The sequence below is a fragment of the Pseudorhizobium sp. NPDC055634 genome, from assembly GCF_053618655.1.
The window spans coordinates 14,538-33,205 of record NZ_JBSHHW010000013.1 but is presented as its reverse complement, the minus strand read 5'-3'; the positions used below and the strand labels follow the sequence as shown (position 1 = coordinate 33,205).

Genomic DNA, 18,668 nt, shown 5'->3' with positions numbered 1-18,668 from the left:
AAGACCTCGCTTCATCCGGGACAAATCGCCTCAAAATCGCCCTCTCCGCCGCCATCGACCCCAGGCGCGGCAGCAACTCCGTGCCGTGCTGCGCGTCAATCCTTTGGAAACGCAGAAATGCTAAGCGGCTCGTTGTGTGTAGTTGAAATCCCCTCCATCATCTGCCTGTAGGACTCATACTTGGAACGCCCTCAATGCTGCGGCCGGACTGCTCACTCGATCAATATTTCACCATCGGTTCGGTAAGCGACCACCTCGTCAGTCTTTTCGACAGCCCCGTCGCCTCCAACATACTCGATCTTGGCGCGGGAGGAGGATCGCTAGCGGCCGCAGCGGTTCGCCGCTGGTCGGAAGCATCCGTCACAACCGTCGACATCGACCACCGGGTCACCAATCATCTCCATGCTAGCTTGCAGGCTACGGCAACCGCCCGCCACACGCATCATGTCGCCGACGCCCTTGATGCGGACCTGCCTGTCATGTTCCAAGGCAGGGCATTTGAACTTGCTGTCTGCAATCCCCCTTATAGCAGAATCCCTTGGCGCGACGGGTTCGCGCGAATCCTGTCCGAGGCAGGTCTGGACGATCTGCATGCCATTCCTCGGGAGGCCCTCACGTCCGACGTGCTGTTTCTAGCGCAGATACTCCGCCTCGCCAGACCCGGAGCGGAGATCGGCGTCATCGTTCCCGACGGCCTCGTATCCGGTCTGCGAACCAGACCGATACGCGAAGCCCTGATGCGCAGAACGGAAATCATGCGGGTTGTCGAGCTACCTAACGGATCCTTCAAGGGAACTGAAGCCAAGGCCCATGTCGTCGTACTCCGGAACAGGCCACCTTCGGATCGGCCAATCCTGGTCGGACGGTTGGACAAGGGCGCCGTCGGGTCGATGGTCCGGGTCCGTCCGACACAAGCCGTAGAGCGCCTTGATTGGACGCACTACTCGGTAACCGTGGGGCGGAGCCGTCCGACGTTGAGGGAACTCGGGGCGAACGTAGCACGCGGCAACCTATCCTCCGTCGAGATCAAGGATGCGAAGGGGCCGGTTTTTCACACAACCGACTTTCACGCAGTTGCCGACAAGATGTGCAGGCTTGCCGAGAGCGAGGTTTTCGAGACACGTCACGTGACGGCTTCCCCAGGCGATATTTTGCTGGCGAGAGTCGACAGGAAGCTGCAGGAGAAGGTCTGTATGGTTTATTCCGGATCAGCGGCTTTGAGCGACTGCATTTTCCGCATCCGCCTGCCATCGGAGCTTCGGAGCAGGGTTTTCGACTTCCTTGCTTCTCCAGCGGGAAGAGATGCTCTCCAGAGCACCGCCAGAGGCGTAGGGGCAAGGATGATTTCCAAGACGGCCCTGCTTGACATGAGGATCGATCTGGATGAGTGAAGACGCCGATCTGGACCAGGAACTGCCCTTCGATGAGGAGTTCGAGGAGCGTGCCGATCATGTCGAAGAAGACGTGCTTCGGGATGGCACTGCAACAAGCGATCATTTCGACGAGGTGGTTCGCGATCTTCTAGGCCGGGGCCTTGTTCTTCTGGTCGGTCCGCGGGGATGTGGCAAGACGCACCTGATGCGCTACGCATGGCTCACCGCGATCGGCGATCCCACCAAGCCCTTCTGCGTCTACACGACCTTGAATCGATACCTCAGCTTGGAGCCTCTCTCTACCTCCCGTCGCGACGTGAATGCGTTGTTCCATACCTGGGTGCTAGCTCGCATCCTTGAGGCAGCCTCCGAGGCGCTGCAGCGTATCAACGGTCAAAGCTTCGATCTCGCCGGCGCCCTTCAGCTCGAAAGGGCTGACTTGAAGAAACTCCTGTCGACGTTGGAGCGCAATTTCCCGCTCGATGAAGACGATGAACATCTCCATCGAGCGCTGTCGATCCAGGTCGTTCAGGCCATCCTACGCTCGATGGCCGAAGCTAGCGGTCGCAAGCGGATTGTTCTTCTGCTTGACGACGCCGCCCTAACGTTGTCCCCGGCGTTCCTTACCGAGTTTCTCGACCTCTTGCGCGTGGTCAAGGCTCCGGACATCGCCCCAAAGTGCTCCGTCTATCCCGGCACCACCGTGTACGGCAGCCGGTTTCACGCGGACCACGAGGGCAAGTTCGTTTCCGCATGGATATCCGCGTATGGCGCTAACTACAGGTCGATGATGCAGACCATCGCCGAGCGGCGCTATCCCGACGGACTGCAGGGCATTTCGCCTGATGCGAACTCGCTTCTTCAATACGCTGCATTCGGCGTTCCGAGAGCATATCTTACTCTCCTCCGAAACGTCCGGGCCAACAAGTCGGTCACCCAGGCCGTCCTGACGCGGGTCATTCGCGCGCATCATGACAATCGCATCAGCGAGTTCAGGTCGTTGGGTGACAAGGTCGTCGAGCTTCGAACATTGGTTCGGGCGGGCGAGACCTTCTTTCAGAAGGCGGTGGAAGGCCTGCGCGACTGGAACGATGCGAACGCGGACAGCAACACCAAACAGGCCGTCATCGGGATCAACGACGACGAGCTCAATCCGCTAAGCGAGCGAATGATCGACCTCCTGACAGAGGCTGGCCTTCTTTACCCTGCGACGGAGGTCTCGCACGGCAAAGGCCGGCGCTACCGGAGATACGAGCCACATCTGGCTTCTCTCATAGCGGAACGTGCCTTCTCTGGCTCTCGCCGCGGAACTTCAGCCGCGCAGGTGGTCGAATTTATCGAGAGGCCTTCGCAGAAGCACCCGTTGCGAAGAAGCCCCAAGACCATCCTGGGCAAAGACGGCTTCGGAGGCCTAAAGCTCGACCTGCCCCCCTGTCAGAACTGCCAGACGCCGAGAGACAACGAACGTCAGCGCTTCTGTCACCAATGCGGAACACGCCTGGTCGAGGAGCTCACCTACAATCGCATCATGTCCTTCGAGATCGCGGACGTCCCATCGCTCTCCACATTCCAGAAAGGCACGCTGCGCAACAGCAGCCTAAAGACCGTCGGGGACCTCCGGGCTCTGCGTGATCCAGGAAGCGAGCTTCGGAAGCTCCCGAGGATAGGCCAGTCCTACTCGAACAAGATTCTCGACAGGATTGAGGCGTACGTCGACGAGATGATGTCATGAGCGAGCAGGCGCATCTCGCGATCGTTGCTCTTGCGCCCTCTGATGACAAGGCGCCGGTCGTCACAAAGGACTTGTTCAGGGAACCCGCGTCACAGGGAAGCCCGATCGACAATTTCATCGCGCACACCAACGCGATCAACAAGCTCCTCGCAAAAATCGAAGGGGAGCCGGAACCGGAGGTGTGTTCCGTAGTCCTCCTCGGATACCTTTCAGCGGTGGAAACGTACTTCAGAACCCTGCTAAGCCGGCTCGCGCACACCGACGTCGTCACCGGACAGATGCTCGGCGACAAACCCCTCACCTATGCAGTTGCGATCTCTCGTCCTAGGGAGAGCTTGGCTGAAGCCCTCTATGAGGACTCGTTCGCGTCCTCGAAGGAGCTTTCGAAGCGCCTTGGGGAGATCGGCTTCAAGATACCTCAATCAATGGACCAGGATCTGAAGGAGTACGACAACATCTGCCATCTGCGGCACTGCTGCGTCCATCGCTTCGGCTATCTTGGAACCAAGAACGCCTACGAGCTGGGGATCCGAGAGCATCGGCAACTCATCGGTCACGTGTTCTCAGCGACTTTACCCGAGCTGGACAACATTGCCGACTCTCTCCAGCAGTTCGTGAAGCAGTGCAACAACCACCTCTACAAGTTTGTAGTCGACAGGACGATCGATTTCCAAAACAGACACGACAACCCCTTCGACTGGAGCTGGACATGGCAGTGGAAGGCTGACAAGCGAAGATTCACACCCTACTACGACCTTTTTGCTCTCCAGAACACGAAGCCTTCGACGCCTCCCGTCAAGGAAGTATACGAAGCTTTTCGTACTATGAATGCGAAAAAGGTGAAGGCGATGAGCGCTCGAAAGGGGAAGCAGGGAAGCGACGCCCAATAGCGTTCGCAGCGAATGCCCAACTGAAACCAGCTAGTGGAGCAAGTCTCCACTCACATGCTCGGGTAGACCGGCCCCTCGCCGCCCTGCGGCGGCACCCAGTTGATGTTCTGGTTCGGGTCCTTGATGTCGCAGGTCTTGCAGTGGACGCAGTTCTGCGCGTTGATGACATAGACCTCCTCGCCGTCCTTCTCGACCCACTCATAGACGCCGGCCGGACAGTAGCGGGTCGAGGGACCCGCGTAGACGCCGAGCTCGGAGCGCTTCTGCAGGTCCATGTCCTTCACCTGCAGGTGGACCGGCTGGTCCTCCTCATGATTGGTGTTGGACAGGAAGACTGAGGACAGGCGATCGAAGGTCAGGACCCATCCGGCTTCGGATAAGCGATCGGCTTGTGCCTGGCAGTCGGCTCCAGCGCCTCGGCATCGGTCTTGCCGTGCTTCAGCGTCCCGAAGAAGGAAAATCCGAAAAGCTGGTTGGTCCACATGTCGATGCCGCCAAGCCCGACACCAAGCGCGGTGCCGAACTTGGACCACAGCGGCTTGACGTTGCGCACCCGCTTCAGGTCCTTGCCGATGTCGCCGTCGCGCCATTCGTTCTCGATCTCGACCACCTCGTCATTTGCGCGGCCGGCCGCGACTGCATCGGCGATCTTTTCCGCCGCCAACATCCCCGAGAGTACGGCGTTGTGGCTGCCCTTGATGCGCGGCACGTTGACCATGCCTGCCGAGCAGCCGATCAGCGCGCCGCCGGGGAAGGAAAGCTTCGGCACCGACTGGTAGCCGCCCTCGGTGATGGCGCGTGCACCATAGGAGATGCGCTTGGCTCCCTCGAAGGTACCGCGGATCGCCTCGTGCGTCTTGAAGCGTTGGAACTCCTCGAAGGGGTAGAGATAGGGGTTCTTGTAGTTCAGGTGGACGACGAAGCCGACGGCCACCAGGTTATCGTGCAGATGGTAAAGGAAGGAGCCGCCGCCGGTGCTCATGCCAAGCGGCCAGTCTCTGCAGCTTCTGTTGAACGCCAAGCCGGAACTTCGGGCGCCGCTGGAGGAACGAAGCGACCATTACGCCCTCGTCGAAATCGCCACCGCCTCGCCGATCCTGAACATCGAAGACGCCGTTATCGAGATGCTCGCCGAGCTACTCGAAAAAGGTACTGTGCTTGACGGCACCATCGCGGCGAGCGAGCAGCATAGGGCGAGCTTCTGGAGCCTTCGAGAAAGCATCCCCGAGGCGGAGGTCCATCATGGAGGGTCCGTAAAGCACGACATCGCCGTCCGCACGTCTAGGCTCGCCGATTTCGTCACCTCCGCCTCTGACGTTGTTGCGCAAAACGTAGAGGGCGCGATCCTGTCGATATACGGCCATGTCGGAGACGGGAACGTGCACTTCAATATCGTTTGTCCCCCAGCGCTCGACAGGGAAGCCTTCTTCAGGCGCATCGAGCAGGAGGTGTCTCCTCTCGTCTATGAACTCGCCAATTCAATGGGTGGCACATTCAGTGCCGAGTATGGGATTGGGCGTAAGAAGCTTGAGCTTCTGAGACGATACGGGGCACCAGGAAAGATCGAAGTGATGCGTCTTCTCAAGGATGCATTAGACCCGTCGGGGATCATGAACCCCGGAAAGGTGGTACCGTAGTCCCACTACAGGTTCCTTCGCCAAAGCGCGGCAGGCAGAGCCCGAACGCCTTGATTTTAGATTCATTTTGAGTCGGAACGAATCACTTGGATTCCGATTGAGTCGCTAGTCAAGTGATTCGGAGTACAGCGTAATGGCAGGGCATCGGGCGCAATGGAAAGGCTTCGTGAAGTTTGGCGAGGTTAGCTGCGGCGTTAGCCTCTACACGGCCGCCAGCACCTCTGACCGCCTCGCCTTCAACACCATCAACACAGCCACCGGCAACAGGGTGAACCGCGTCTTCATCGACAGCGAGACGGAGGAGCCTGTTCCAAAGGAGGCTCAAACCAAGGGGTTCGAGGTCGACAGCGGCCAGTACATCATGATCGACCCCGAGGAGATTGCAGCGACGATCCCACAGAGCAACAAGACGCTGGAGATCGAAGCCTTCATCCCGTGCCGGGAGGTGGATGACGTCTACTTCGACAAGCCCTACTATCTTGTGCCGGACAAGACGGGCGCGGACGCGTTCGTTGCTTTGCGCGAGGCGATGAGCAGGTCCAAGGTGGCCGCAATCGCCCGGACGGTTCTCTTCCGCCGGATGCGCACCGTGTTGATCCGGCCGCACGGCAATGGGCTGATCGCGACCACGCTGAACTTCGACTACGAGGTGCGTTCGAGTGCGCAGGCCTTCAAGGACATACCCAGGATGAAGATCGAGGGCGAGATGCTCGACCTCGCCAAGCATATCATCGGGACGAAGAAGGGCCGATTTGATCCCGCAACCTTCGACGACCGGTACGAAACGGCACTTGCCGAACTCGTCAAGGCGAAGATCGAGGGCAAGGCCCTGCCGAAGCGTAAAAAGATAGAGCCATCGAAGCCGAACGACCTGCTCGCGGCGCTGCGCGAGAGCGCAGGGATGATGAAGACTGCAGACGAGAAGCCGAAGCGGACAGCCGCCAATGCCAATGCTGGCCAGGGGCGGCCACGCGCGCCGCGAGGGACGGCTGGAAAAGCTGCCGCAAAAACCCCCTCGCAGCGCAAAGCCGGTTGAGGGATCGTCATGGCAATCAGACCATACTGGCGCGGCTACCTGAAGCTTTCCCTGGTGACATGTCCCGTCGCGATGACGCCGGCCACCAGCGAGAGCGAGAAGGTTCGCTTCCATACGCTGAACAAGGAGACGGGCAATCGCGTCGTATCGCAGTACGTGGATTCCGTCACGGGCAAGCCTGTGCAGAACGAGGACGAGGCGAAGGGCTATGCCCGCGGCGAGAACGACTATGTGATCCTGACGGACGACGACCTCGACGCCGTCCACCTCGACACGGTCAAGACGATCGACATCGAAAAGTTCGTCCCCGCCGACTCGATCGAGTGGGTCTACCTGGAGAAGCCGCACTACCTGGCCCCGGACGATCCCGTAGGTCAGGACGCCTTCGCGGTCATCCGCGACGCCATGAAGTCCGACGACGTCGTCGGCATCTCCAAGCTAGTGATCGGACGGCGCGAACGGGCGGTTGTGCTGGAGCCGCGCGGCGAAGGCATCGTGCTCTGGACGCTCCGCTTCGGCGACGAGGTGCGCCAGGAAGAGAGCTACTTCGAAGACATCGATGACGACGCCGATCCAGAACTCGTCCCCCTCGTACAGAAGCTGATCAAGCAGAAGACCGCGCGTTGGTCGCCGGAAATGGTGAGCGACCCTATCCAGGAGGCGCTGCTGTCGATCATCGCGGAGAAGAAGAAGGCGCTCAAGCCTGCGAAGAAGGCCAAGGCGAAGGCCGAGCCAGCTCCCACGTCCAACGTCGTAGACATTATGGCTGCACTCAAGCAGAGCCTCGCGGCCGAACGCAAGAACGACCGAAAGGCGGGCTGATGGCGTTCGGCTGCGACAACTGCAGCGGCGTCAGATGGGGGTGTGACTTCCGTCCGAGGACGCCATGGGGAGCCGTGAAAGGCTTCAGATGCGATGGTGCCGGGATGCCCTGCCCTGTCTGCAACAGCAATAGGCCTGCCCTGCACCCAAGTTGGTCACAGGAGGCGAACGACCGCGGTAGGAGAAGCGAATGAAGGATCTAGCGGATCTCGTGCTCTGCGAGCCGGCTCCCTTACTGTTCGGCGCGAACGGCCACCTCACAGTGACGAACGGATCGTCCGTCTGGGTCGTCGTTGTGACGTGCGAAGCTATTCCCGCGACCGAGAGGCTGCCTGATTTCCGCCCGGTTGGATGAAGGCTCCTTCTCCTCAGGACGGCCAGCCAGGCCGCCTGCCGTCACGGACGGCAACGTGGACGAGGATCCGTAGTCGTCAGACCTTCGCATGCTGGCGTTGCGCGAGGGACAACTGACGGGAAGCCGTCAAAAACGGGCTCGTCCTGCAGGCGATCTTCTAAATTGTTCTGGATGCCGCCCCACGATCCTGAGCCGAAACGACACCCCTTATCAATTCTTCGCCTCCAGATCAGCCTCGACCTTGTCGCGGCTGTTTCCGACCTTCTTGACCGACTTCTTCACGGCCTCCTTCGAGACCCCCTCCTTCTTTGATTCATAACGGACTTCGTGCTCCTGCCCGCCCGCAACCCTTGCTCGGTCCTGCGCGCGTCCACGTGTCGTTGTAGCCATCGTTGCCTCCTGTCGGTTCCGATGCATAAACGGGCAGGGAATCTGTATGTTCCACCTGGGCGCCGCAGGCTCCGAGGCGCCAGACGTGCGACAGCATAGGGAACTTAAGCGGGATGCCGTCAAAGATGCGGTCAGCGTACGCTACTTTCGTAACAGCCCGTTCAGGTGCTTGAACGCCGCCTCGAAGCGGTCCTTCGTCTCGTTCGACACCTTCGGCCAAAGGGTGGCGAGTTGCTCAGTGAAATAGCGCGCGGGTCTGTAGTGGCCGAACGTACCAAACTTCAAGGGGTTGTCCGCCAGCCAGGCATCAATTGCGCGCAGCGTCCGCGGCACATTCTGGTTGAGCTTTGCGAGCGTGATCTTTGACCCAAGCTGTTTTCCGTACTCGCTGTTGACTAGATCCAGGTAGAACGACCGATCAAACATGTCCTCCACATCAGCTTCAGCCGTGCCGGTGAAGTCCGCGTAGGTCGACACCTGCTTCTTGCTGAGCAGATTCTTCTTGTACAGGTCTTCAATGAGCTGCTTGTCGCTGTTCTGGAGGTCTAGCAACGTCGCTACGTTGATTCCCTTCTGCGAGCCAAGAAGCGCCACGAACGTGGGCACTTTCCCGCTTCCGCCCACGGGCGTGATGGTCCATTGCTCAGACAAACCCTCGCGACCTTCGCGCTCTAATTGCGCCGCCACCGCCCGCAGGTACAGCATGTCGGCGACTCCCTCAACGATGAGCGAGTTAGGCCCGATGAAAAGCGTCTGCTGGATTTCATAGCCGAGCGCGCCCTGTAAGGGGAACAAGCTGTCATCTGTGGCGTCGAACACATTGGCCAGCACCTTGGTACCGTCTTCCTCCTTGGGAAGAGCCTCGGGGGCATCGATGCCTAAATCCTGCACGATGCGGACCCGCTCGAACTTGGTCGGGTCGATCATAAACGGTGAGTGCGTGGTGTACAGGAGTTGGTGGTTTGACAACTCAGCGTCGAAATAGCGCAACAGATCGGCCTGAGCACGACCGTGCAATGATAGCCCAGGCTCGTCCAGCAGCAAGATGACATTCTGTCCTTGGCGTTTCACGTCCTCGTACCATGCAAGGAAGGAGAAGAACCACACGAAGCCCCGCGAGCGGTTGCTCAATGGGGTGGTAGCCCAGTGCACGGCGTCGTAGACCTCGCCCCATACGTTGACCCCCTGCTGCATCCCTTCGGGGTCTCCAGCTTTGGCATCACGCACGTCGAAGCGCATTTGTATGTGCCTGTTCTGAGACCAGTACTTGACGATTCGCTGGGTCAGATGGTTCCCGGCACCTTGCAGCTTGTTCTTCAATTCCACCGTGTTGTTGGTGGCTACAAGTTTGCGGTGGTCGAGGCGCGCGAGGTTGATCAGGCCGATGAGCGGGTAGTCCGAATCGAGGAGCTCGTCGTCGTCTTCGCGTGCGATAAGGGCGTTGAGGTTGGCCTGCCCCTCCATCTGGTAGTACTCGTCGAAGTACAGGAACTTCGGCGCGCGGGGCCAAATGAGAGAATAGAAGATGTAAGAGCGCAAACCATTTTCGCGCACCTTCGTCACAAGCTTCTTGAGTGCCACAACTGCTTCCGTGGCTTCCGCAGCATTGAGCACAGCTTCGAAATCAGCCCAGGTTTGCGTCGCTGCAAGCTCCGTTTTCAGGTCATCCGAAAGTGCGGGGTTTTCCGACAGGTGCTTGCGAGCACCGGAGTCGTTCACGTCAAGAAAAGCCTTGCTGTTCGACTTGCCGTAGTAGGTTTCACGCCTGAAAGTCTTGTCGGTGAAGGCCTCTGGACCGAACACATCTTCAATTACTTTGAAGTCGGCCCTCTCTAGCTCGTAGGTGCATTCTACTACGACGGCTTCTTCGCGCTCGCTGTTCTCGACGGCGAAGCGGTAATCCTCGACCTCCCGCTTCGGATAGTCGTAGGTCTCGTCAAAGACGGCATCGGCCTTGCGGATAGGATTAGTCCTGTAGAGCGCGGTGAGGACGGTGGTCTTACCCGCCTCGTTCTTTCCTACGAAGCAGGTGGTCTGGCTATCAACCTCGATCGGACCGCTGTCCCAGATGCTGCGGAACTCTCGGACCCTGTACTGCTTCAGCTTCATCTCGAGCCTCCGTTGCTTCCGTGCGCGGCGATCGCAACAGCATCTATGAAGGAACAGAAGTCGAACAGCAAGATTACAACCTGCTGGTTTATGATCAAGAGCGTGGAAAAGCCGGAGGAAAATCGACGCTAAGCAACAGTCAGCCGTTGATGCAGCGACAGTCCAGAATCTTGTCTCACCGGACCAGAAGTTGGACCGCCGGCAGGTAGGCTAGCTTGGACTCATGGGATGGCAGCCTTTGTCAGGTGAAATTTCTTGCCTTCACCTTCAGCGTGTCAATGTGCAGGTCGGGGACGAAGATGTCCCGCGGCCGAGCCGCCTGTGCGGGAGTGACGGGAGGGACCTGCGTTCCGCCCGCAAATTCGTCGCCGCGTCCTGCCGGAATTATCAGGTCGACGTCCAGATCCGACAGCCTCGCCAGGTCGCCCGACAAGTCTTCGAGCTGCCTCGCTATGAGATGGACGACTTCCCCTTCCCGCTGTACCTTTCCGTGGATCGCCATCATGGAGGATCCGAGCACGACGCGCCGCCGCTTCTCGAACAGGCTCGGCCACACGACGATGTTTGCCGGGCCCGTCTCGTCTTCGATGGTGATGAACATCACGCCCTTTGCCGAACCCGGCTTCTGCCGGACGAGCACCAGGCCGGCGGTCATGAGCCAGCTCCCGTCTCTCGCGTTCATGGCGTCCTGACAGGTGACGATCCTTCTCCTTCGCAGGTCAGTCCGCAGGAAGGAGACCGGGTGCTCGCGCAGCGTCAGTCCGACATGGCCGTAGTCTTCGACGACGTTGTGCCCCTCGGTCATCTGGCGGAGTTCCACCTCCGGCTCCTGCTGTTCGACGACGGCTCGCCTTTCGCGCTCGGCGGCGGCGGCAAACAGCGGCAGCGGCTCGTCGCGCAGCGCCTTGATAGCCCAGAGCGCATCGCGACGCTCGATGTCGAAGGCCGGGCGGAAGGCGTCGGCCTCCGCAAGCTGGACGAGGGCCTCGGTCGGCACCTCGGAACGCCGCCACAGGTCGTCGACGGATTCGAAAGGCCGCTCGGTTCTCGCGGCCACGATCCTCGCCGCGTCGGCGACGGCAAGGCCCTTGACCTGCCTCATGCCGAGCCGGACGGCATGGCGCGGCGTGCCAGGAACTGCTTCCAGCGTGCAGTCCCAGCGCGAATGCTGGACCGAGACCGGCCTGATCTCGACCCCATGCGCGCGGGCGTCGCCGACGATCTGCGCAGGGGCGTAGAAGCCCATCGGCTGCGAGTTCAGGAGTGCTGCGCAGAACGCGTCTGGGTAGTGGCATTTCACGAAGCAGCTCGCATAGGCGATCAGGGCGAAGGAGGCCGCATGGGATTCCGGGAAGCCGTAGGATCCGAAGCCCTCGAGCTGCGTGAAGGTCTTTTCGGCGAACTCGGGCGTGTAGCCGTTCCTGACCATGCCGGAGATCAGCTTGTCCTTGAAGCGGGAGACCCCGCCCGTGAACTTGAAGGTCGCCATGCTCTTGCGGAGCTGGTCGGCCTCCCCTCCGGTGAAGCCGGCGCAGACCATCGCCACCTTCATCGCCGACTCCTGGAAGAGCGGGACGCCCAGCGTCTTCCCAAGGACTGCTTCGAGTTCCGGAGTCGGATACTCCACAGGCTCCTTTCCCTCGCGGCGGCGGAGATAGGGATGCACCATGTCCCCCTGGATGGGGCCGGGCCGGACGATGGCGACCTGCACGACCAGATCGTAGAAGGTACGCGGCTTCATGCGCGGCAGCATCGCCATCTGGGCGCGGCTTTCCACCTGGAAGGTGCCGAGCGTGTCAGCCTTGCGTATCATCGCGTAGGTCGCCTGATCCTCCTGCCGGACCTTCGCCAGATCGAGAACCTCGTCCTTGTATTCGCGGATCAGATCGAAGGCCTTCTGCATGCAGGTGAGCATGCCGAGGGCCAGGACGTCGACCTTCATCATCTTGAGGGCCTCGACGTCGTCCTTGTCCCACTCGATCACCTGCCGATCTTCCATCGCGGCCGGCTCGATGGGAACGAGGTCGTCGAGGCGCGAGCGCGTCAAGACGAAGCCTCCGACATGCTGACCGAGATGCCGAGGTGCGCCCATCAACTCGCGTGCCAGCCGCAGGGTCATCACCAGCCGGTAGTCCTCCGGGTTCAGGTTCAGCTCCCGCACGTTGCGCTCGGTGATCTCCTCTGACCAGGACCAGAGGCCGGACGAGAGCGCCTTGGTCACGTCCTCAGGAAGGCCCATCGCTTTGCCGACGTCGCGGATCGCGCCTTTGGCCCGGTAGCGGGTGACGGTGCAGACAAGCGCTGCCCTCTCGCGGCCGTAGGTCTGGTAGATCCACTGGATCACCTCCTCGCGGCGCTCGTGCTCGAAATCGACGTCGATGTCCGGCGGTTCGTTGCGCTCTCTGGAAACGAAGCGCTCGAACAGGAGGTCGTTGGTATCAGGATCGATCGAGGTGATGCCCAGGATATAACAAATCGTCGAGTTGGCTGCCGATCCCCGTCCCTGGCATAAAATGCCGCGGCTGCGCGCGAAGCGGACAATGGAGAAGACCGTCAGGAAGTAGGGCGCGTATCCCATCTCCTTGATCAGGTCGAGCTCGTGCCTGACCGCCTTCAGCACCTTCTGGGGCAGTCCTTCGGGATAACGGTCGGGGATGCATTCACGCACGTAGTGCTCAAGGGATTGTTGGGCGTCCATGCCCTCGACGATGGTCTCCTCCGGGTACTCGTAGGTGAGTTCCTCAAGACTGAATCGGCAGCGGTCGACGATCTCCATCGTGCGCGCGAGCGCCTCGGGGTAGCGCGGGAAGAGCCGGGCCATCTCCTCGGGCGGCTTCAGGTATCGGTCGGCATGGCGCTCGCGGTCGAAGCCGACGTCGTCGATCGTGGTGTTGTTGCGGATGCAGGTGACCACGTCCTGGAGCTGCCGCCGTGACGGTTCGTGGAAGAGCACGTCGTTGGTGACGACCGTCTTCACCTTGTGGCGCGTCGCGAGGTTCGACAATTCGTGGAGCCGCATCTGGTCGTTCGGCCGACGGCGGAGGCTCAGCGACACGTATGCGCGGTCGCCGAACAGCCCGACCATCTTCCTGAGCTGCACGCCGCAGGTCTCGTCCGGAAGGTCGGGCACGAGTATGCCGATCAGCCCTTCGGAATAGAGCTCGAGGTCGTCCCAGTGGAGAATGCAGTTGTTCTTCCCGCCCCTGCCCTTGCCGAGCGTCAGGAGGCGCGTGAGGCGCGAGTACGCGGACTTGTCCGTCGGGTAGACCAGGATCGACGTCCCGTCCTGCAGGTCGAGGCGGCAGCCGACGACGAGGCGCAGGCCGGTCGCGCGGGAGGCTTCCAGCGCACGGACGATCCCGGCGAGGCTGTTGCGGTCCACGACGCCGACGGCCTCGATACCGAGCAGCTTGGCGGTGGCGAAGAGTTCGTCGGCGGATGACGCGCCACGCAGGAAGCTGAAATGCGTGGTGACCTGGAGCTCGGCGTACCTCATGCGAAGATCCCGTGCATGAACCAGCGGTGGCTGCCGGTCTCCGGATCGACGCCGTCGCCGGCACGGAAGATCCAGAAGCGTTCGCCCGTCTCGTTCTCGACAACGAAGTAGTCGCGGACGGCGTCCTGCTCGCCCGGACGCTTCCACCACTCGCCGAAGACGCGCTCGGGGCCGTCCGCCCGCACGACGCGATGGCGCTTGCCGCGCCAGGTGATGCTGCGCGGGGGATGGTCCGGCAGCAGCGCGATGGCCTCCACCTGCTCGGGGCGATGGAACAGTCGCACCGGGCGCGGCCATTGGCCCGGCCAGCTCTCCGCCGTCTCCTCCACGACTGCCGAAACCCGCATGACGCTCCGCTCCGGCACGTCGGACGCGACGGGCGCGAGGCGGTAGACCCGCTGGCCGCGGTTGCCGAGGACGTCGATCAGAGGCGTGATGTCGCGATCCTCCTCCTCGACCAGCGACGACGCCCTCTGCTCCTCCTCTAGCGGTTCGGCCGCTACGGCCACGAGCGTGAGCCTCTCGATGCCGAATCCGGGTTCGATCTTCTCCGTCCGGTCTCGGAAGAGCTTCGTCAGCCAGGCGACGTCGCGGGCGGGCCTGGCCGTTCCCGCCCGGATGGCCTGTATCGTGTTGTCGACCTTGTGGACGATAAGATCGGTGCGGCGCGCTCCCAGCCCCTTCTTTTCCAGCTCCGCGCAGAGTTGCACCACGAGACGGCCGACGTACTTGTCGATGGTCTCCGCAGCGCCGATGGGTTCCTGGAACGAACGGGACACCTCCACGAGCTCGTCCGTACGGATGGGATCGATCGGTTCCCCGACGCGTCCGAACATCTGGTCGAGCCGCCGCCCCACCTCGGGGCCGAAGCGCAGCGTCAGGGGCGCGCGGGGAGTTGCGGACAGCTCGCCCACGGTCTGGAAGCCCAGCACCCGCAGATCGGCCACGACCTTCTCCGGAAGTCGCAGGAGGGAGATTGGCAGGCGCTCGACAGCCCGCGCCGTCTCTTCGCGCGGAACGACCACCGTCTCGCGGACGATGGCGCGGGCGCAGGCATGGGCCGCGCCCCACGTATCGGCGACCGCCACCCGTGCGGTCAGCTTCCTGCCGCGGAACTGGTTGCATATCTTCGCGACCATCGGCAGCTCTCCGCCCTGGAGATGGTCGGCGCCCTCCGTGTCGAGGACTATCCCGTCCGTGCCGTCGACGGCGACGATCGGGGAATACTGGCGCAGCGCCCAGAGGGCTATCGCCTCCAGGGCCGCCTCGTCGGCGACGGGATCGGCGTCAACGAGCATCAGGCCCCGGAAGATCGCCTGCGCCTTGGCGGCCGGCATCCCGACGCGCACTCCGATCTGCCTTGCCGCAGCGTCGGCGGCGGATACCCAGCGCTTCGAACCGCTCTTCGCGATCACGGCGACAGGCTGGTCAGCCGAAATGGAGGGATCGTCCCGACGTATTCGATCCGTCGGCAGATCGGGCAGATAGATGGATACGACCCTGCTCATCGCATGCTCCTACGCAAAACTCGGCACACTCTCCCGCCTTCACCCGCATCAGTTCCAGAAACCATCTGGGGCGCCCGACGCCCGGCACCGGCAGCTCTTCGGAGGGCAGCACGCTCACCCTCCATCTCGTCGTCGAAGCGGTCGGCTGTCCGAAGTCGTTGGCCTCCGTCTGCCGTCGCCAGCGCCGGACGACGATCCCCATCGTTCCGGTCTTCTCGGCCGCAAGCTGAAGCCGTCTCGAGGACACCATCGGCAGACGGACGAGTTCGCCTACGACGGCCCCAAGACCGCCGTAGGACAGCGCCTCCTCCATTGAGGCCAGCACGTCCTCCTCCTTGTCCGCCTCAACGAAGATGACCCTGCCGTGACGGAGCCCGGCCTGCTCGAGCGCTGGGAAGAAGAGGTCCGGCCGTGTCATGCACCAGACCACCTTGCCCTTCGTCCGTGCGGCGACTCCCGCCGCGAAGAGGGCTGCAGCCGCGCCGTCGATCGTTCCCGATCCGCCTCCCGCGAACTCGTGGATGCTGCCGAACGGAAGGCCTCCGCCGGGAAGCGCGGCGTCGACCTCAAGGACGCCGAAGGGTAGAGTTCCGACCTGGCGCGCGGGTCCGGCCCCCAAGGTGGCGATCCGTTCGCGTAAATCTGCGATGACATTCTGGCGGGCAGCCGACATCGGTCACGAATCCTCTGAAATCGCGCTTGAACTGGACGGCGTCATGCCATCTGAACATAGATTGTTCGTGTTCTGTTCCGTTCTAAGGCAGGCGTCAAGACGGTGGTTTTGCGGGAAGACGTCCGAGAGAATTAGCGATTAGAAAAATTCGAGAAGGGAATCAGCCTGCTAGCGAATTCGGTAGCGGCTCGTGCCTGTTTTAAAATTTCTTGTGTCCAATGATTGCTGCTTCAGTGGCGGACGGTCTGCGCGGATAGTCACCCGCGACCCGTGCGGCATCGTTCAACAGCGCGTAGAAAATCCGCATATTACCTCAGGATCCCGCAGCCGGTTTGCTTCATTCTAGCTACCAAGGAATAAAGGCGTATTCCGCGAAGCGGGGACGGCGACCACCGCGCCGCCCAAGCGGGCGCCGTGCTGGAGGTACGTAGCAGATGGAGCTTTGTTGAGCCTGCGGCGACAAAGTCACTGCCCGGCTCGACCCATTAGTCTTTCGCAGACCACCTTTCGGGGAGCGCATGCGAGCCGACCGACGCCGTAGCGAGGACCTCGGCCAGGGTCGGCGCCGGCTCCGCCAAAACCTCCACAAGGTCTTCCAGCGCCATCATCACGACGACGCCGTCCCCATGAACGGCAACGAGCCTCGGCCTCCCGCCAAGGGCATCTAACGCCATCAGAAGGAAGCCCCTCCTTGCCGTTCGCAAAGGGACCTCCTCCCCCGCCTGCTCACGGAGGACGTTCTCCATCAACCGCTTCCTGTCCGGGTCGATCTTTGACTTCAGGCCCTTGATGACTAGCTTCCATAGCAGATCAGTCATGGCTCAGCCTCCCCCGACAGGAGCCGGGCGACCTCCTCTCCGGAGACGTGGCCCTTCGTTTCCAAAGCCTCGGCAACTGCTTCGACGGCTTGACGATATTTTCGGACGATCTCCCGACTCCTCGTCATCTCGCGGGAGAGCACGCGTTCCACCCGAGCGGCAACAACCCTATTGCTCCGCCGAATCCGATCCCTATCGGCGGGCGTCTTGGCATCGAGGTAAGAAATGCCCTCCCCCATCCCGAGTTGGATCTCCATGAAAGTAACGAGATCGGTCGCCTGGTGCAGGTCCGAGCCCTCTCCGCCGCCTGCGCCCACGTACGCTGTCTCAAGAACTTCTTCTTCGGCCGCCCGACCACCTAGCAACATAGCGACCTGGTCGAGATAGGACATCCGGTCGCGTTCCTTATCGTTCTTGATCTCGAAGTGAGCGAAGCCGACCGGTTGCGCGCCGCGGACCTCCCAGGGCACCGCAGCGAACTCCAGTTCACCGACTTTCAGATGGACACCCACGATCGCATGGCCGGCTTCGTGAATGCTGACGGCGCGCCTGCGAGTTCCTTCGATACGGAAGGTCTGCGGCAGGTTGCGGAGGATAGTGTCGGCAGTGACTGGTGCGCCAGTTCGGCGCGCTTCTCTCCTCGCTTCCCTCCCGACTTTGGCGAAGTCTGCGCCGCTGAAGCCGGCCGTCGCGACGGAGATCGCAACTAGCTCATCTTCCATAAGATGATCGCCGAAGTAGGTGCGGGCGAAATGCCGTCTGGCTTCCGCATCCGGAAGCGGGATTCGGATATGGCGGTCGAGTCGGCCGGACCTCATTAGAGCCGGGTCGATCGCCTCCGGGTGATTGGTCGCGCCCACGACAACTACGCCGTCGAGGCGTTCGTGGCCGTCCACAAGCTCTAGAAGGGAGTTGACTACCTGTGTCCAGTAGATTGCGTCCCTTCCGGAGAGGGTGGCACGGTTGCCAATGGAATCTAGTTCGTCGAGAAAAAGGATTGACGGCTTCCTGGTGGCCGCTTCCGAAAAGCTGGCTCTCATGGCGGCCAAGGTGTCCCCGAGATGTCCGGCAGACTGCCATCGGCTTACTGACGCAGCGACAAGATGGGCGTTGCAAGTGCTGGCGAGAGCGCCTGCGAAGAGCGTCTTTCCGGTTCCCGGCGGCCCGCTCAGGAGAATACCGCGATCGACGTCCTGCCAAGAAATGCGGCCCTGCTTCCAGAGACCAATGTCGGTCGCGAGGGAAAGACCCCAGTCTCTGGCCTCCCCGTATCCAGCCATATCTTCGAGCCGAATGGCTTCATACGAGCTTCGGATAGTCGTGGCCTGCTGCAGCCGGTCCAGGACAACATCCAGCTCTCTACCTGGACGAAGGGCGGCGAACACGACTTCCGGCGGGTGCTCGAGGATCCTCGTAGCGTCGGCAAGGCCGACGCTGTAGCCGAGCACCGCCTTTGCCGCGGCGACGAGATGAAAGGGACGGACCGGATCGACATCGAACAGATGGTCCGCGGCGACGACAATGCTCCTGGGGATGACGTGCCCCGGAGGCCAAAGAACGAGCAGTGACGAGCCGGTCTGGATCTGATCCTCGACCGCGGCGGTGTCAAGCACTCCTTTCCGGTTGGCCCTCGGCACGACGACGCCGAGCCTGTGCAGCGCCTCCATCTCCCCCAACATCACAACTGCGGCGGCCTCGTACCGGTGTGGTACGGCACCTTCCGGAAGTTTCAGAATGATGACGACCTGGCGCGCATGCTGCCGGAAGGCGCCGCCGACACGAGCCGCCTTCTTCAGTGCGATACCATATGCGACATCTTCCAACGTCAC

At 61.6% G+C, this 18,668-nt stretch carries 13 protein-coding genes and 1 pseudogene; 6 read left to right on the top strand and 8 right to left on the bottom strand.

All coding sequences use genetic code 11. From position 1 onward, the window contains the following. The first annotated feature begins 194 nt into the window (after positions 1-194). Genes ACWGPT_RS18470 through ACWGPT_RS18460 form a run of 3 tightly spaced genes read left to right on the top strand, consistent with a single transcriptional unit; the run spans position 195 to position 3,995 of the window. Positions 195-1,391 carry an N-6 DNA methylase gene (locus tag ACWGPT_RS18470; RefSeq protein WP_452607101.1) on the top strand — a complete coding sequence of 399 codons (1,197 nt, stop codon included), beginning with the start codon at positions 195-197 and terminating at the stop codon, positions 1,389-1,391. Next, positions 1,384-3,105: a hypothetical protein gene (locus ACWGPT_RS18465; RefSeq protein ID WP_452607100.1), complete on the top strand. Its 1,722-nt coding sequence runs from the start codon at positions 1,384-1,386 to the stop codon at positions 3,103-3,105. The genes ACWGPT_RS18470 and ACWGPT_RS18465 overlap by 8 nt, the downstream gene beginning before the upstream one ends. Next, positions 3,102-3,995, top strand: coding sequence for a hypothetical protein (locus tag ACWGPT_RS18460; protein ID WP_452607099.1), 894 nt, complete (start codon positions 3,102-3,104; stop codon positions 3,993-3,995). Before ACWGPT_RS18465 ends, ACWGPT_RS18460 begins: the two co-directional genes overlap by 4 nt. A gap of 50 nt (positions 3,996-4,045) precedes the next feature. Here the strand turns inward: ACWGPT_RS18460 and ACWGPT_RS18455 are convergent. Beyond that, positions 4,046-4,989 (bottom strand): annotated as a pseudogene (locus ACWGPT_RS18455) (electron transfer flavoprotein-ubiquinone oxidoreductase); the annotation flags it as partial. Between ACWGPT_RS18455 and ACWGPT_RS18450 the strand changes: the two are divergent. The 3 genes from ACWGPT_RS18450 (at position 4,976) to ku (ACWGPT_RS18440) (ending at position 7,490) form a co-directional block, all read left to right on the top strand. After that, complete coding sequence (locus ACWGPT_RS18450) at positions 4,976-5,632, top strand: FAD-binding oxidoreductase (RefSeq protein ID WP_452607199.1); 657 nt, start codon at positions 4,976-4,978, stop codon at positions 5,630-5,632. The pseudogene ACWGPT_RS18455 and the gene ACWGPT_RS18450 overlap by 14 nt on opposite strands. A gap of 133 nt (positions 5,633-5,765) precedes the next feature. Next, positions 5,766-6,668, top strand: coding sequence for a non-homologous end joining protein Ku (gene ku / locus ACWGPT_RS18445; RefSeq protein ID WP_452607098.1), 903 nt, complete (start codon positions 5,766-5,768; stop codon positions 6,666-6,668). 9 nt (positions 6,669-6,677) lie between these two features. Continuing rightward, the gene (ku, locus tag ACWGPT_RS18440; protein WP_452607097.1) at positions 6,678-7,490 is read left to right on the top strand and encodes a non-homologous end joining protein Ku; all 813 of its coding nucleotides are present in this window, start codon (positions 6,678-6,680) and stop codon (positions 7,488-7,490) included. A gap of 565 nt (positions 7,491-8,055) precedes the next feature. On the opposite strand, the gene ACWGPT_RS18435 is transcribed toward ku (ACWGPT_RS18440), so the two are convergent. The 7 genes from ACWGPT_RS18435 to ACWGPT_RS18405 all read right to left on the bottom strand — a co-directional run bounded on the left by ACWGPT_RS18435 (position 8,056) and on the right by ACWGPT_RS18405 (position 18,668). Beyond that, entirely contained in the window at positions 8,056-8,235 is a 180-nt protein-coding gene (locus ACWGPT_RS18435) for a DUF3606 domain-containing protein (protein WP_452607096.1), read from the bottom strand. Between the two features lie 141 nt (positions 8,236-8,376). Then, the gene (locus tag ACWGPT_RS18430) at positions 8,377-10,344 is read right to left on the bottom strand and encodes an ATP-dependent nuclease (protein ID WP_452607095.1); all 1,968 of its coding nucleotides are present in this window, start codon (positions 10,342-10,344) and stop codon (positions 8,377-8,379) included. 241 nt (positions 10,345-10,585) lie between these two features. Next, a complete protein-coding gene (locus tag ACWGPT_RS18425) occupies positions 10,586-13,840 on the bottom strand; it encodes an error-prone DNA polymerase (protein WP_452607094.1) in 3,255 nt (1,084 codons plus the stop codon). Beyond that, complete coding sequence (locus tag ACWGPT_RS18420) at positions 13,837-15,348, bottom strand: Y-family DNA polymerase (RefSeq protein WP_452607093.1); 1,512 nt, start codon at positions 15,346-15,348, stop codon at positions 13,837-13,839. The genes ACWGPT_RS18425 and ACWGPT_RS18420 overlap by 4 nt, the downstream gene beginning before the upstream one ends. Then, a complete protein-coding gene (locus ACWGPT_RS18415; RefSeq protein WP_452607092.1) occupies positions 15,269-16,021 on the bottom strand; it encodes an ImuA family protein in 753 nt (250 codons plus the stop codon). The genes ACWGPT_RS18420 and ACWGPT_RS18415 overlap by 80 nt, the downstream gene beginning before the upstream one ends. A gap of 485 nt (positions 16,022-16,506) precedes the next feature. Beyond that, a complete protein-coding gene (locus ACWGPT_RS18410) occupies positions 16,507-16,839 on the bottom strand; it encodes a hypothetical protein (RefSeq protein WP_452607091.1) in 333 nt (110 codons plus the stop codon). After that, complete coding sequence (locus ACWGPT_RS18405) at positions 16,836-18,668, bottom strand: AAA family ATPase (protein WP_452607090.1); 1,833 nt, start codon at positions 18,666-18,668, stop codon at positions 16,836-16,838. The genes ACWGPT_RS18410 and ACWGPT_RS18405 overlap by 4 nt, the downstream gene beginning before the upstream one ends.